At 69.0% G+C, this 14544-nt stretch carries 9 protein-coding genes; 6 read left to right on the top strand and 3 right to left on the bottom strand.

Annotated features, from left to right (window positions below; all coding sequences use genetic code 11):
* Positions 1-40: 40 nt before the first annotated feature.
* The 3 genes from ACCD06_RS32225 to mmsB all read left to right on the top strand — a co-directional run bounded on the left by ACCD06_RS32225 (position 41) and on the right by mmsB (position 3989).
* Complete coding sequence (locus ACCD06_RS32225) at positions 41-1540, top strand: CoA-acylating methylmalonate-semialdehyde dehydrogenase (protein ID WP_413346377.1); 1500 nt, start codon at positions 41-43, stop codon at positions 1538-1540.
* A gap of 241 nt (positions 1541-1781) precedes the next feature.
* Positions 1782-2927 (top strand): isobutyryl-CoA dehydrogenase, encoded by a 1146-nt coding sequence (locus ACCD06_RS32220; protein WP_413346375.1) that lies wholly within the window; start codon positions 1782-1784, stop codon positions 2925-2927.
* A 171-nt stretch (positions 2928-3098) separates the two neighbouring features.
* Positions 3099-3989, top strand: a complete 891-nt coding sequence (gene mmsB, locus ACCD06_RS32215; RefSeq protein ID WP_413346373.1) for a 3-hydroxyisobutyrate dehydrogenase — start codon at positions 3099-3101, stop codon at positions 3987-3989.
* A 1-nt stretch (position 3990) separates the two neighbouring features.
* On the opposite strand, the gene ACCD06_RS32210 is transcribed toward mmsB, so the two are convergent.
* The gene (locus ACCD06_RS32210) at positions 3991-4896 is read right to left on the bottom strand and encodes a LysR family transcriptional regulator (protein WP_109074436.1); all 906 of its coding nucleotides are present in this window, start codon (positions 4894-4896) and stop codon (positions 3991-3993) included.
* Between the two features lie 252 nt (positions 4897-5148).
* On the opposite strand from ACCD06_RS32210, the gene ACCD06_RS32205 reads away from it, so the two are divergent.
* Entirely contained in the window at positions 5149-5754 is a 606-nt protein-coding gene (locus ACCD06_RS32205) for a hypothetical protein (RefSeq protein WP_413346370.1), read from the top strand.
* A 6-nt stretch (positions 5755-5760) separates the two neighbouring features.
* Here ACCD06_RS32205 and ACCD06_RS32200 read toward each other — a convergent pair whose 3' ends face one another.
* On the bottom strand, positions 5761-6498 hold the full coding sequence (locus ACCD06_RS32200) for a DUF3102 domain-containing protein (RefSeq protein WP_413346368.1): 738 nt from the start codon (positions 6496-6498) through the stop codon (positions 5761-5763).
* A 2-nt stretch (positions 6499-6500) separates the two neighbouring features.
* On the bottom strand, positions 6501-7253 hold the full coding sequence (locus ACCD06_RS32195) for a ParA family protein (protein WP_247871481.1): 753 nt from the start codon (positions 7251-7253) through the stop codon (positions 6501-6503).
* Positions 7254-7594: 341 nt separating this feature from the next.
* Here ACCD06_RS32195 and ACCD06_RS32190 point away from each other — a divergent pair, with 341 nt between their 5' ends.
* Both ACCD06_RS32190 and hmgA read left to right on the top strand, forming a co-directional pair.
* Entirely contained in the window at positions 7595-12931 is a 5337-nt protein-coding gene (locus ACCD06_RS32190; RefSeq protein WP_413346993.1) for a filamentous hemagglutinin N-terminal domain-containing protein, read from the top strand.
* A gap of 260 nt (positions 12932-13191) precedes the next feature.
* Entirely contained in the window at positions 13192-14496 is a 1305-nt protein-coding gene (gene hmgA / locus ACCD06_RS32185) for a homogentisate 1,2-dioxygenase (protein WP_413346366.1), read from the top strand.
* Positions 14497-14544: the final 48 nt, after the last annotated feature.

Here is a 14544-nt window from a genome sequence, read left to right as displayed (position 1 = left end):
GTCCACATGGTGACAAACAATCCCGAGGGAGGACAATAGGATGACCACCGAACTTCAGCACCTGATCGGCGGCAAGCTGGTTTCCGGAACGTCGGGGCGGTTCGCCGACGTCTACTCCCCGATGACCGGCGAGGTGCGCGCCCGCGTGCCGCTGGCGAGCGTCGAGGAGATGCGCGCCGCGGTCGAGAACGCCAAGCAGGCGCAGCGCGGCTGGGCCGCCACCAACCCGCAGCGCCGCGCCCGCGTGCTGATGCGCTTCCTCGACCTCGTCCAGCGCGACTATGACGAGCTGGCGCTGCTGCTGTCGCTGGAGCATGGCAAGACCATCATCGACGCCAAGGGCGACATCCAGCGCGGGCTTGAGGTGGTGGAGTTCGCCTGCGGCATCCCGCACCTGCTGAAGGGCGAGTTCACCGACGGCGCCGGCCCCGGCATCGACATCTATTCGATGCGCCAGCCGCTGGGCGTCGTCGCCGGCATCACGCCGTTCAACTTCCCGGCCATGATCCCGATGTGGAAGTTCGCCCCGGCCATCGCCTGCGGCAACGCCTTCATCCTGAAGCCGTCGGAGCGCACGCCGGGCGTGCCGGTCAAGCTGGCCGAGCTGATGCTGGAGGCCGGCCTGCCGGCGGGCATCCTCAACGTCGTCCACGGCGACAAGGTGGCGGTGGACGCCATCCTCGACGACCACGACATCAAGGCGGTGGGCTTCGTCGGCTCCACCCCGATCGCCGAATACATTTACAACCGCGGCTGCGCCAACGGTAAGCGCGTGCAGTGCTTCGGCGGCGCCAAGAACCACGCGCTGGTGATGCCCGACGCCGACCTCGATCAGGCGACCGACGCCCTGATCGGCGCCGGTTACGGCGCGGCCGGCGAGCGCTGCATGGCGATCTCCGTCGTCGTGCCGGTCGGCAAGAAGACCGCCGACGCCCTGATGGAGCGTCTGATCCCGCGGGTGGAAGGCCTGAAGGTCGGCCCCTCGACCGACAGCAGCGCCGATTTCGGCCCGCTGGTGACCGCCGAGCATCTGGCGCGGGTGAAGTCCTACGTCGATCTCGGCGTAAAGGAAGGCGCCAAGCTGGCGGTCGACGGCCGCGAGTTCAAGATGCAGGGCTACGAGAACGGCTTCTACATGGGCGGCTGCCTGTTCGACGAGGTGAAGCCGGACATGCGCATCTACAAGGAGGAGATCTTCGGCCCGGTCCTCTCCGTCGTCCGCGCCGACAGCTACGAGGAAGCGCTGGCCCTGCCGAACGACCACGAGTACGGCAACGGCGTTGCCATCTTCACCCGCGACGGCGATGCCGCCCGCGACTTCGCGTCCCGCGTCGATGTCGGCATGGTCGGCATCAACGTTCCGATCCCGGTTCCGCTCGCCTACTACACCTTCGGCGGCTGGAAGCGTTCGGGCTTCGGCGACCTGAACCAGCACGGACCGGATTCGGTGCGCTTCTACACCAAGACCAAGACCGTCACCTCCCGCTGGCCCTCGGGCGTCAAGGAAGGCGCCAGCTTCGTCATTCCGACCATGGATTGATGGGTCCATAGCTTCCCTCTCCCGCCCCGGGAGAGGGAAGGGGCCCATGCGAAGCATGGGAAGGGTGAGGGGGACGACAAGGATCATTGCGCTTATCCTTGGATCACCCCTCACCCTCCCCACCTTACGGTGGGTCCCCTCCCTCTCCCGGGGCTCTCAGCGGATCTTCGATCCGCCTGACGCCGTCAGCACAAACGAAGTTTGTGCGAGAGGCGGGAGAGGGCCTTGATCGAGGTGACGCATGTCCTTTGAACTGACCGAAGACCAGGTCGCCATCCGCGACATGGCGTTGTCCTTCGCCCGCGACGAGCTGGCGCCCAACGCCGTCGAGTGGGACCAGAAGAAGCATTTCCCCGTCGACACGCTGCGCGCCGCCGGAGACCTCGGCATGGGCGGCATCTATGTGTCGGAGGACCATGGCGGCTCGGCGCTCAGCCGCTTCGACGCCGTGGTGATCTTCGAGGCGCTGAGCCAGGGCTGCCCGACCATCGCCTCCTACATCTCCATCCACAACATGGTGGCGGGGATGGTGGACAATTTCGGCAATGACGAGCAGAAGGCCCATTGGCTGCCGAAGCTCTGCACCATGGAATGGCTGGCCAGCTATTGCCTGACGGAGGCCAACGCCGGCTCCGACGCCGCGGCCTTGCGCACCAGGGCGGTGCGCGACGGCGACAGCTACATCCTGAACGGCGCCAAGCAGTTCATCTCCGGCGCCGGCAGCTCCGACCTCTACCTCGTCATGGCCCGCACCGGCGAGGACGGCCCCGGCGGCATCAGCGCCTTCCTGGTTCCCAAGGACACCCCCGGCCTCTCCTTCGGCGCCAACGAGCACAAGATGGGCTGGAACGCCCAGCCGACCCGCGCCGTCATCATGGAGGACGCCCGCGTCCCCGCCTCCGCCCTGCTGGGGCAGGAAGGGATGGGCTTCAAGTTCGCCATGAAGGGTCTGGACGGCGGCCGCATCAACATCGCCGCCTGCTCCATCGGCGGCGCCCAGGCCGCGCTGGACAAGGCGCTGACCTACATGAGTGAGCGCAAGGCCTTCGGCCAGTCGCTCGACCGCTTCCAGGCGCTGCAGTTCCGCATCGCCGACATGGCGACGGAGCTTGAGGCCGCCCGCACCTTCGTCCACCGCGCCGCCTCGGCGCTGGACGCCAAGAGCAAGGACGCGACGCGCCTGTGCGCCATGGCGAAGCGCTTCGCCACCGACACCGGCTTCGAGGTGGCGAACAACGCCCTGCAACTGTTCGGCGGCTACGGCTATCTGGCCGATTACGGCGTGGAGAAGATCGTCCGCGACCTCCGGGTCCACCAGATCCTGGAAGGCACCAACGAGATCATGCGCCTGATCGTCTCGCGCAGCGAGATCGGACGGATGGCCTGACCAACACGGAACCTCATCCCCTCTCCCCCCCGGGGAGAGGGTTAGGGTGAGGGGGTCGCGCGGCGGCCCTCCGACAAAAATCCAGCATGTGCCTCCCCCTCACCCCGACCCTCTCCCCGGGGGGGGAGAGGGGGAAGCACCATAAAAACCAAACCAACGGGAGACGCGACGATGGCGGTGATCGGTTTCATCGGATTGGGCAACATGGGCGGCCCGATGGCCGCGAACCTCGTGAAGGCGGGGCATCAGGTGTCGGGCTTCGACCTGTCGCCGGCGGCGATCGACGCGGCCAAGGCGGCCGGCGTCACCATCGGCGACAGCCCCGCGGCCATCGCCGCCGCGGCGGAGGTGGTCATCACCATGCTGCCGGGCGGCAAGCATGTGCTGGGCGTCTATGACGGCGACAAGGGCATCGTCGCGGCGGTGAAGCCGGGCACGCTGCTGATCGACTGCTCCACCATCGACGTGGACTCCGCCCGCAAGGCGCATGCGCTGGCCGCCGCCAAGGGTGCCGCTTCGCTCGACGCACCGGTGTCGGGCGGCGTCGGCGGCGCGTCGGCCGGCACGCTGACCTTCATGGCCGGCGGCGAACCGGAAGCCTTCGAACGCGCCCGCCCGATCCTGGAAGCCATGGGCAAGAAGATCGTCCATTGCGGCGGCGCCGGTGCCGGTCAGGCGGCGAAGATCTGCAACAACATGATCCTCGGCATCTCGATGATCGGCGTCTGCGAGGCCTTCGTCCTGGCGGAAAAGCTCGGCCTGTCGCATCAGGCGCTGTTCGACGTGTCCTCGACCTCGTCGGGCCAGTGCTGGTCGCTGACCACCTACTGCCCGGTTCCCGGCCCGGTGCCAACCAGCCCGGCCAACCGCGATTACCAGCCCGGTTTCGCGGCGGCGCTGATGCTGAAGGACCTGAAGCTGGCCCAGGAAGCGGCCCAGAGCGCCGGCGCCCCCACCCCGCTGGGTGCGGCGGCGGCGCAGCTCTACGCCATGATGAACGCCCAAGGCGAAGGCGGCACCGACTTCTCCGGCATCATCCGCATGCTGCGCGGCGAAGGGTAAGTCAGGTGGCGGTTGGGGGCAGGAACAGCGCCTGCTCCCGCCGCACCAGATCGGCGATGTAGTCGGCGGTCATCGAGATCCGCGCCAGCGAACGCAGATCCTCGTGCACGATCAGCCAGAAGGACCGGGTGATCGTCACCTCTTCCGGCAGCACCTGCACCAGATCCGGCTCACCGGCCGCGATGAAGGCGGGCAGCATGCACAGGCCGGCGCCGGCCAGCGTCGCCTTCAGCTGGGCGACGAGGCTGCTGCTCTTGATGCGCGGCGCCACCTCCCCGATGGTCTCGACATAATCCAGTTCGGGCGCGAAGATCAGGTCGTCGATATAGCCGATGAAGGAATGGCCGCGCAGGTCGGCACGGCTGCGGATCGGTGGCCGGGCGTCCAGATAGGCGGCGGTGCCGTACAGCCCCAGCCGGTAATCGGTCAGCTTCCGCGCATAGAGCCGCCCTTCCTGCGGGCGCGACAGGCTGATGGCGATGTCGGCCTCGCGCTTAGACAGGCTGAAGACGCGCGGCATGGCGACCAGCTGCACCTCCAGTTCCGGATGCCGCTCACAGAGCGCCCCGATGCGCGGCGCCAGGAAACAGCTGCCGAAGCCGTCCGGCGCGCCGATCCGCACCGCACCGGCCAGCGACAGGTCGCCGTCGGCCACCATCCCCTGGGCCAGAAGCGCCGCGCTCTCCATCACCTCGGCGGTCTGTTTCAGCCGCTCGCCCTGCGGCGTCAGGGTGAAGCCGCTGGGACGGCGTTCGAACAGGGTGACGCGCAGCGCGTCCTCCAGCGCGGTGATGCGGCGGCTGACCGTGGTGTGATCGGCCCGCAGGCGCTGGGCCGCCGTGGTCAGCGTGCCGGCGCGGGCCACCGCCAGGAAAAAGCGCAGGTCGTTCCAGTTGAAATCGGCCATGTCGCCGGCGCCGCCGTCCATTCTCGCTGGTGAAACAGGGGCCGAACTTTCCCACCAACCCGCCCGCCTGACAAGAGCGCCAACCCGCCCCTGCGACAACGCCGCACCCTGGAAGCGGCCCGCTGCTGAAAGTGCACGCACGGAAGGAGTACCGCGTCTCCCGGGCACCGCCCCCATTTCGCGCGGACGAAGAGGCGCGCTGATGCGTTTATCTGTTGAGAGACGCGAGCGCGACGATCGAAAGGACGGAGGATGCCGGGCGAGGGCCGGACGACGACCGGAAGCGGGACGATGATGGCGGCGGCACTCGCCGCCCTGCTTGCGCTGTCCGTTGCAGGACCGGCCGCTGCGGAACCGCTGCTGCACGCGCCGGAGACCGCCAGCCCCCTGCCCTCCCCCGCTCCTCCGGAGCCGGTGGCCGCACCGCCGGGGGCCCCGGTCGCTGTGGCGGTGCAGGCGCCGAAGCGGCCGCAGACCGACGCCTTCGACTGCTGGATTCTCGACCCCAACCGGCTGGAGCGGGCGGCCGATCGCGGCCTGTGCAACGACGCCTTCGCCAGTGCACCGGAAACCGCCTCCCTTCCGGACGCCCCTCCCCCGCCGGCGGTCACGCCGCTGCGCAAGCCGAAGGCCCCGAAGCGCCACGTGCGCAGCGCCAGCCGCCAGTCCAGCCACAGCGAAGCCCACGAGATGACGGCCTCCGCCGCGCGGGCGTCCCGCAATGGCGGCGGCGTCGATTTCTTCGGCAATTTCCAGCGCGACTTCAACGCGCTGACCAACCTGCTGGGCAGCGGCTCCTCCCCCGGCCGCAGCGGCAGCCGGGACGGCATCGCCTCCCACTCGTCGCACGACCATTAAAGCGGATCAGGCCTCGCCGTCCGTACCGGGGCCGATGTCCTCCGCCTCGACGTCGATGGTGACGCCGGTACGGCCGGACCGGCCATGGTCATGCTCCGGATCGATGCCATGGTCGCGGCGCAGCTCGTCGCGGACCTCCGCCATGCGGACGCGCAGCCGGGCATATTCGGCCAGCAGCTGCCGGCGCCGGTCGTTCGGCGTCACGTCCTTCGGCGGGCGCAGCGACCGCTTGAAGTCGATCAGCTGGCGGCGGGTCACGTCGGGACGGATCAGCCCCTGCGCCTTCGCCCGCTCCAACTCGTCCGGCGTCATGGTGACGATCTGGTAGGCGACGCTTTCCGCCCCCGGCAGCACCTCCAGCGACAGCCGGCCGGTGTCCACCGCCTCCGCCACCGCGCGGAAACGGAAGGCGGTCTCGACCGAAAACGGCATGTCGCTCTCGATCATCGCCTCGAAGTCGCCATGCGGCAGGATTTCCTTGGCGCGGTTCAGATACCGGCCGATCGACAGGAACTCCTTGCGGCTGCGGTTCCAGTGATACCGGATCTCCTGCGCGAACTCCTGCCGGGTGTGGCAGGGCACGATGGCGTCGCTGATGTCCGACGCCCGGCGGTCCGCCTTGGACGGCGCCACCGCCGTCCCTGACCGGACAGGAGTAGACGCTACCTCCGGCTTGGCCGCCGGCGGGGGAGCGGTCTTGCCCTGCTCCGCCACCTTCTTCATGAAGGACTTCACGTTGGCCATCTTCAGATCCCCAGCTCGTGCCGGATGAAGTACCAGGCGCCCAGGCATTCGTCGGCACCGTTCACCGCGCCGACATCGACGATCGAACAGCCGATGTCGTCGACCCGGTGCATGTCCTCGATGTCCGGCACCTCGTGCGGCACCAGCCGGCCGACCCGGCCCAGCTCCAGCTTCGCTTCGCGCAGGCTGACCGAGCGGCGCTTGACCCGGTTCAGCAGAAAGGCGGCCGGGCGGCCGTAATCGCGCAGGAATTCCATCCAGGGGATGACGCTCATCTTGTCGAAGCGCCCGACCCCGGTCGGCACCAGCACCAGATCGGCGCGCCGCAGCAGGATCTTGGTCGCCTCCGGATACAGCTCCACCGACGGCGGCGTGTCGATGAACACCACGTCGTAGCGGGCGGGGTCGATCTGGGCGAGCGCGGCGTCGATCTCGTCCAGCGTCCCTTCATAATGGTCGATGGCCGCCACGTCGTGCGGCCGGCGCAGTTCGTGCCATTGACCCAGCGTGCGCTGCGGATCGAAATCCAGAGTCGCCACCCGCATGCCGTCCTTGGCCGCGGCGACGGCGGTGTTCTTGCAGCTGGTGGTCTTGCCGGTACCGCCCTTCGGCGCACTGTACACCACCCAGCGCGCCGGCTTCGGCGCGACTGCCTTTACCGGCGCTCCGGCGCCCTGGGTCGCTTGCCTGCCGCTTGATTTACCTGACGATTTGCCCGCAGACTTCCTCGTGGCGACGGCGGTCGGATCGGCCATCTGTTTCCCCTGCATCGCGTGCCAGTCTACTTGATGGCCTTCTTATTAGCGGATCGGCGAACGGCTCGAAAGGGCAAAGGCGATACCTGCGCCATGGAAATAGGCCATTCCTGTACCGCAAAAACCGTTACCGGTAACGCCTGCCACTCCGTTTCCGTTACCGGTAACGCTTCCGGTGCCGGCACACGCGCAACCTCTGTTGCCGGCACGAAACATTCTGTCACCACTTTCGGGATTTCCGTGCGGCCGTCGGGTCGCTAAAATGTTTCGTATCCATTGGTTTGTGACAGCGTATTGCCTTCCCATCGGGTTTCGGGGGCGGCGAGAGGATTGGATCGGTGATGCGAGTATCAGGGGCGTTCGGCGGGACGGCGGTTCGGCGCGGCATGGCGCGGCACCGGACAGCGTTGCGCCACAGCACGGCGCTGGCGGGTGCGGCCCGTTTCGCGATCGTCGCCGCGATCACCTCCCTCTCCCTGGCCCTCCCTCTGGCCCTCCCGGCCTTGGCCAATCCCGAAGGCGGCGTGGTCACCGACGGCACCGCCACCATCCGGCCGACCGCCCCCGGCCGGCTCGACATCATCCAGTCGACCTCCAAGGCGGTGATCGACTGGCAGCGCTTCGGCATCCGTGAGGGCGAGCACACCAATTTCCAGCAGCCCGACGCCGGCTCCATCACCCTCAACCGCGTCACCGGCCCCGACCCGTCGGCGATCCTGGGGCGGCTGACCGCCAACGGGCAGGTCTGGCTGGTCAACCCCAACGGCATCCTGTTCGGGCCGAACGCCCAGGTCGATGTCGGCGGGCTGCTCGCCACCACCCACGACATCCGCAACGACGACTTCATGGCCGGCCGCTACAAGTTCGAGGGGCGCGCCGGCTCCACCGCGACGGTGGAGAACGAGGGCACCATCACGGTGGCACAGGCCGGGCTGGCGGCGCTGGTCGCCCCCGGCGTCGCCAACCGCGGCACCATCCAGGCCCGGCTGGGCGAGGTGACGCTGGCCTCGGGCAAGCGCTTCGTCGTCGACCTGTTCGGCGACCAGAAGATCAACATCGCGGTGGATGCCAAGACCGACGCCCGTCCCGTCGGCGCCAACGGCAAGCCGGTGGATGCGCTGGTCAGCAACAGCGGCAAGATCTTCGCCGACGGCGGCCGGGTGCAGATGACGGCCAGCGCAGCCAAGGGGCTGGTCGACCGCGTCGTCAACATGTCCGGCACAGTGCAGGCCCGTCGGGTGGAGCAGCAGGGCGGCGACATCGTCCTGCTCGGCGATGGCGGCGCGGTCGAGGTCTCCGGCACGCTCGACGCCAGCGGCAGCGGTGCCGGCCAAGCCGGCGGCTCCGTCACCGTGTCCGGCAACCGCACCACGCTGGCGGCATCGGCGCGCGTCAACGCCTCCGGTCCGGCCGGGGGCGGGGAGGTGCTGATCGGCGGCGACGTGCAGGGCGGCAAGGCGTCCGCCGCCACGCTGGCCGGCTACAACATCCGCCCGGCGCGCAAGCCGGTGCCGCCCTCCACCGACACCGTGGTGGCCCCGGGCGCCACCATCGCGGCCGACGCCACCCAGGCGGGCAAGGGCGGCAAGGTGGTGGTGTGGGCCGACAACGCCACCCGCTTCGACGGCGCCGTCTCCGCCCGTGGCGGCACGGCCGGCGGCGACGGCGGCTTCGTCGAAACCTCCGGCAAACTGTCGCTGCATGTGCGGGGCAGGGTGGATGCAGGGGCCGGGGCAGGGCAGGGGAAGGGTGGCTCCTGGCTGCTCGACCCGACCAACATCATCGTGGCGGACACCGGCGGCACCATCACCGCCGGCACGATCCAGACCTCGCTGAACAGCGGAACCAGCGTCACGCTGCAGACCGACACGAATGGATCCGAAGACGGCGACATCACCGTCAACCAGCCCATCGTGAAGTCGTTCGGCGGCGACGCTTCGCTGACGTTGAATGCCTACCGGAACATCATCGTCAACAGCAGCATCCGGTCGGACGCCGGTGCGCTGAACCTGATCCTGAACGCTGGACACACCGGAAACCCGGACACCTATGAGGGTGCCGTTCAGATCGGCAAAGAAGGCGAAGCCATTTCGATCAACACCCGCGGCGGCTCGTTTCTGGTGGGAGGCGGGATGGATCCGTCGACCCACCCGGCAACCGGACTGTCGATCGCCGGCTATGCGTCAGGCGTCAATTTTCTCAATGCCACGGTGGATACCGGTGCCGGCTCCATCACCGTCAACGGGCAAGGTGGACGCTATGATGGTGGCGGAAACCACGGCATCGCGATCCGCAACAGCCAGTTGCTGACCAGCAGCGGGGCCATCACGCTCACCGGCACAGGTGGAACCAGCACCTGCTCGGAAGTGGGATGCGATCCCGACCTGTACACCGGCGACAACCTCGGTGTTCTGCTCGACACGGCGACGGTACAGAGCTTGAGCGGCATCGTCACGGTCACGGGTGCCGCCGGACACAACGATCAGGACTGCTACCTTGGCTGTTCTTCGGGGAATTCCTTCGGCGTTCGACTGAGAGCGTCGACGCTCGAGAGCGACAATGGCGCCATCATCGTCGCCGGTGCGGGAGGAACCGACCGAAACGAGTTCGGCTCCGGCAACGAGGCAATTCTGGTCGAGGCGTCCTCTCAATTGATCGGGCTCGGCAACACGTCGATCACCCTGACGAGCGGCGGCGGGTGGAACGACGACATCGTGCTGGACTCATCGACGGTGTCCACCCAATCGGGAGCCATCCATGTCGACGCAGCGCGTGACCTGAAAGCGTCGACCCTGGCCCTGACCGGCGGCGGCCCGACGACGCTCAAGGCAGGGAACAGCGTCTCGCTGCTGTCCTCCACCATCATCTCCTCCGGAACGCCGGTGACCGTAAACAGCGGTGCGTCCTCCGGCGGCCTGATCTTGATTACCGGCGGTTCGATCACCACCAGTGGCGGCGCCATCACCCTGGGCGGCGGCAACGATCCGACGCAGGAGGCAGCCAAGGGCAATTCGGACAGCCCGGCCGGCGTGACGATCGAGAACGCCAAGCTGGAGTCCGGCGGCGGCACCATCTCCATCCGAGGCGAAGGGGCCGATTACGACAGCGAGGGCCACGGCGTCGCCATCACCGGGACCAGCGAGATTCTCTCCGGCACCGGCAAGATCGCCATCCGCGGCAAGGCGGTGTCTTACTATGGCTGGAATGCCGGCGTGCTGATCGCCGCCGGCTACGACGGCAGCCCGATCATCCGCTCCAGTTCCACCGCCTCCGACGCCATCCTGATCGACGGCGACGCCACCCAGGTGGATGCCGAGGAGGCCTGGGGCGTGAAGGTCCAAGGCACGGCGACGATCACCTCGTCCGGCGGCCTCGCCATCATCGGCAAGGGCGGCACGTCGGCCGTCAATTACGAGGTCGCCGGCATCGGCCTCGATGCCGAAACCGACGGCAGCATCCGCATCGCCGCGGGCGGCGGAGAGGCGAGCCTTCAGGGCACCGCCGGAACCGGCGAAAAGGCGACGGCGCTGTACAGCAACGGGGACGTGGTGGTCACCAGCTCCCCGCCGCCGCCTCCGCCGCCGCCACCTCCCCCTCCGCCGCCGGTGACGCCCCCGGTTACACCACCGGTCACGCCGCCGATCACGCCGCCGATCACGGATGACCCGACCACGCCGACCACGCCGACGACCCCGACCACTCCAACCACGCCCCCGACGCCCACCACGCCGACCACCCCCGGCACCGACAATGGAGACGGAACCGGCACGCCGACCACCGGCGGAACCGGCACGACGGACACGACATCGCCGTCGACCGGCCAGACCGCCACGACCGGCAGCACGTCCGTGCAGACGGTGCTGCAGACGGTGGCGCAGATCGCATCCAGCCCGACGGGGACGACGGCCACCGGCTCAAGCTCGACGGCCACCGGCACCACGGCCGGCACCACAGCCGCCGTCACAACCGGTTCATCCCCCGGCTCCTCGACCACCGCGACCACCCCGCAGACCTTCCTGGCGGCGCTGGAGCAGGGGGCAGGGCAGGGGACGGCGCAAGGGACAGGGCAAGGGACCGGGCAAGGCGGCCAGACCTCCGACGGCACCCGGCCGGCCGGCAACGGCCCGACCTCTCCGCCGCCACCGCCGCCCGCACCGGCGACGGTGGTGCTGCCGTCCGGACGCTCCGTCACCTTCACGGCGGAGGCGACGCAGGCCTACGCCTCCGGCGCCACCCTGTCGCAGCCGGGGCCGCAGCTTCTCGCCGCGCCGCAGGTGCAGGTGGCGGCCGGCACCCTCATCCAGGCGGCCGGCAGCGGCGGCATGGTCCAGGCGGTGACGAGTCTGTCGACCGGCAGCCTCTCGCTGCCGGAACAGCGCGCGGTGCTGGCCAGCGTCCCCGTCCCCACCCTGATCGGCGGCCTGACCGCCAGCGGCGATCCGGTGGCGGTGCGCGTCGGCGGCATCCTGCAGAACAGCGCGTCCGGCCAGCCCGGCGGCTATGCCCAGGTGCGGGCCGCGGTGACCCAGGCCAACCTGCCGCCCCAGGTCGCCCGCACCTACCTCGCCATGGTGCAGCGGGTGGAGCGCGAACAGCGCACCCAGGCTTTCTCGGGCGCGCTGCGGCAGCTGGTGGCGAACCCGCGGGCGGCGGACATGTTCGGCCGGCCGACCGCTTCCTCGGCCCCGCCCAGCCTGCAGCAGGCGCGCGGCGGCCGCACCCGCGGCGGCAGCATGACCCTGCGCGGCATCGTCGCCGACAGCGCCAACCTCGCGGAGGCGCGGGTGAACGGCCGCTGGGTCTTCATCGACGAGAAGGGCCAGTTCCGCACCAGCATCCCGGTGGACCCAGGGGCGACCGAAGCCACCCTGACCATGACCGACGAGGCCGGCAAGACCACCGAGCAGCGCATCGCCATCGACAGCGCGGCGGCCGCCCCCGATCCCGCCGCCCCGCCGAAGCCGCGCAAGATCGCCCTGATGATCGCGGTCGACAGCTACCGCGACAGCGCCATCCCGGCCCTCTCCACGCCCGGCGCCGACATCAAGGCGGTGGCGCAGGCGCTGAACGACCATCTCGGCTACGAGACGCGGACCCTGCGCAACCCGACCAAGGCGCAGATCGGCGAGGCGCTGCGCAAGCTCGGCCGCGAGGTCGGCGAGCAGGATCAGGTGATGGTCTATTACGCCGGCCACGGCTATGAACTGGCGGAGACCGGCACCGGCTATTGGCTGCCGGCCGATGCGGAGACGACCAGCGCCCGCAACTGGGTGTCCAACAACGACATCGGCCGCTTCCTCAGCCGTATGCCGGCCAAGCATGTGATGGTGGTGTCGGACAGCTGCTATTCCGGCGCCTTCACCAAGGAACAGAAGATCGACGCCAGCCGCCTCGCCAACGAGCAGGAGATCCGGCAGCGCCGCTCCGTCATGGCCCTGTCGTCGGGCGGCGACGAGCCGGTCGCCGACGGCGAGGTGAACTCGCCCTTCGCGGTGGCCCTGAAGAAGCGGGTGATGGCCCTGCCGAAGGACAGCAACGGCTACGCGCTCTACCAGGAAGTCCGCCAGGACGTGACCAGCGAGGCGCCGCAGACCCCGCAATATGGCGTGATCCGCACCGCCGGCTACGACGAAGGCGGCGACTTCATCCTGGACCTGCCGGATCGCGCCATGAACTGAGATGGGGATTCTCCCTCTCCCCCCCGGGGAGAGGGTCGGGGTGAGGGGGATGCGTGGCGAGGATCTTCAAGCACCGCGCACTCTCCGCTCCCTACTAAATCCTCTCTGTGCATCCCCCTCACCCTAACCCTCTCCCCGGGGGGAGAGGGGATCTCTACATTTTCCTCTGGCGCATAGTTTCAGAAGAAACTATATGAGCGACAAATGGTCGCGCCCGGTGCCCAGGCCGGCCGCATCCCCCGGAACAGGGAGCAGCCCGCATGACGTCCCCCGCCTTCACCTACCAGTCCGGCTTCGGCAACGAGTTCGCGACGGAGGCGCTGCCCGGCGCCTTGCCCGTCGGCCGCAACTCGCCGCAGCGCCCGCCCTACGGCCTCTATGCCGAACAGATCAGCGGCACCGCCTTTACAGCACCCCGCGCCCACAACCGCCGCTCCTGGCTCTACCGCATCCGCCCGGCGGTCGTGCACGAACCCTTCCGCCCGCTGGAGTCCGGCCGCCTGACCAGCCGCTTCGACGAGGTGCCGGCCCCGCCGACCCAACTGCGCTGGAACCCGCCGGCGATGCCCGACACGCCGACAGACTTCGTCGCCGGCCTCACCACCATGGGCGGCAATGGCGGGCCGCAGGCGCAGACCGGCTGCGGCATCCATCTCTACACCGCCAACCGGTCGATGAAGGGTCGCTTCTTCTACGATGCCGACGGCGAGCTGCTGATCGTGCCGCAGCAGGGCCGCCTGCGCCTCTACACCGAGCTTGGCGTGCTGGAGGTCGAACCGCAGGAGATCGCCCTGATCCCCCGTGGCCTGCGCTTCCGCGTCGAGCTGCCGGACGGCACGGCGCGCGGCTATGTCTGCGAGAATTTCGGCGCGCCCTTCCGCCTGCCGGACCTCGGCCCCATCGGCTCCAACGGGCTGGCCAATCCGCGCGACTTCCTGACGCCCGACGCGTGGTACGAGGATGTCGACGGCGCGTTCGAACTGGTGGCGAAGTTCGACGGCGCCCTGTGGACCGCCCGCATCGACCATTCGCCGCTGGACGTGGTGGCCTGGCACGGCAACCACGCCCCTTGCAAATACGACCTGCGCCGCTTCAACACCATCGGCTCGATCAGCTTCGACCATCCCGACCCGTCCATCTTCCTGGTGCTGCAATCGCCCAGCGACACCCCCGGCGTCGACAGCATCGACTTCGTCATCTTCCCGCCGCGCTGGCTGGTGCAGGAGGACACCTTCCGCCCGCCCTGGTTCCACCGCAACATCGCCAGCGAGTTCATGGGCCTGATCGTTGGGGTCTACGACGCGAAGGAGGAGGGCTTCCTGCCCGGCGGCGCCTCCCTGCACAACTGCATGAGCGGCCACGGCCCCGATGCGGAGACCTTCGCCAAGGCCACTGCCGCCGACACCGCCCGGCCGCAGCGGGTCGGCGACACCATGGCCTTCATGTTCGAAACCCGCGCCGTCATCCGTCCGACGCGGCACGCACTGGAAACTGCCGAGCTTCAGCACGATTATTACCGCTGCTGGCAGGGGCTGGCGAAGCGCTTCGACCCGAACCGGCCATAAGCCGGCCGGAAGTCAGGGAAGCCGCACCCGCCGGACCCGACCATGCGA

Source organism: Azospirillum sp. CT11-132 (assembly GCF_047302835.1).
Lineage (GTDB): Bacteria > Pseudomonadota > Alphaproteobacteria > Azospirillales > Azospirillaceae > Azospirillum.
The sequence above is the reverse complement of the archived record's forward strand: the minus strand, read 5'-3'. Positions and strand labels throughout refer to the sequence as shown.